The sequence below is a fragment of the Endozoicomonas sp. SESOKO2 genome, assembly GCF_024606245.1.
In the GTDB taxonomy this organism is placed as follows: Bacteria; Pseudomonadota; Gammaproteobacteria; order Pseudomonadales; family Endozoicomonadaceae; genus Endozoicomonas_A.
Genome location: NZ_JAHHPQ010000261.1, coordinates 1 through 1,434 on the forward strand (window position 1 = coordinate 1; position 1,434 = coordinate 1,434).

Annotated in this window: 1 protein-coding gene; it reads left to right on the top strand. The window is 45.2% G+C overall.

Annotation, left to right across the window (positions count from 1 at the left end):
• Nucleotides 1–1,069: WD40 repeat domain-containing protein (locus KDK17_RS06175; RefSeq protein ID WP_257287609.1), on the top strand; the 1,069-nt coding region annotated here is incomplete at its 5' end.
• Between the last annotated feature and the right edge of the window lie 365 nt (nucleotides 1,070–1,434).

Sequence of the window (1,434 nt, forward strand, 5' to 3'; positions counted from 1 at the left end):
TGATGCTTGGGTTAAAAGAGCTACTTTCAGCTCCGATGGTCGTCATCTGGTCACGGTCAGTAATGATGGCACGACGAAACCCTTTGGCAAGAATAACGGCGGCACGGCAAAAATCTATGGCATGAAGAATGATGGATCATGGGTCAAAAAAGCTATTATTTGCCATAAATATTCAGTCAACTCAGCTGACGTCAGTGCCGATGGCCGCTATGTGTTGACTGCCAGCGGCGATCACACAGTGAAAATCCATAGTAAGGAGCACGATGGATCATGGCTGGAATCAGGCATCATTTATCACAATGATTTGATCAGCTCAGCGACCTTCAACGCCGATGCTAGCCGTGTAATGACCACGAGTTATGATGGCGGGGCGAAAATTTACGGTCAGGAGGAAGGTGGAACATGGGAAGAAAATTCCGCGTACTATGCTACCCATGCCGATTCAGTTGCCTTCAGCGCAAATGGCAACTATTTGGTGACCGTCAGTGACGATTACACGGTGAGAATCTATGGTCATGAGGACGACGGATTATTGGGATTAAAAACCACTATTTTCCATAAAAATAAGGTCAACTCAGCCGCCTTCAGTCCCGATGGCAGCCATGTGGTGACCGCCAGTAATGATGGTAAGGCGAAAATCTACGGCCAGAATAAAGATGGATCATGGGAAGAAAAAGCCACCATTCACCATGCCGGTGATGTTAATTCAGCCACTTTCAGCGCCGATGGCCGCTACGTGGTGACCGCCGGTGACGATGGCAAGGTGAAAATTTACGGCCGTGAGAGCGATGGATCATGGAAGAAAAAAACCACTATTTATCATAATGGTCGAGTCTATTCAGCCACCTTCAGTACCGATGGCCGCCATATAGTGACCGCCAGTAAAGATAAAACGTCGAAAATTATTGGCCTGACGGCTGAAGAATCATGGGTAGAAAAAGCCACTATCTCCCATCGGGGGCTGGTCTCATCAGCCACCTTCAGTGGCGACTGCAGCCATGTGCTTACCACTGCCGCAGACAATGGCTATCACAAGGCGAAAATCACTGAGCTGCGAATGAATGAATAATTGATTGTTTGCCTTCACTTTTATTCAATTTAAGAGGTTTCTTCTGAGTGACGCTATTTAGCGTGTGCTGAAAGACAGAAACTTTTGTTAGTTTCACTTAACAACATGTCATGAACTTTTACTTTAAGACAGAATCCAATCCTTAGTTTCAATTTTGGATGTTCTTCCTGATTGAAGATAAATACAAACTATCAAACTAAGGATTGACAAAACATGGATTCAATAAATAACAACTCAAAAGCTGCTTTCTTATATTTACCAAAACCTCCTCAATCTATATCGGAGCATGCACCAACGGGTGTCAGTGGGAGTAGGGAAATCAGTGTATCTGAGAGCAGTGAGTCTCCGCTACTCAATTTGCCCCG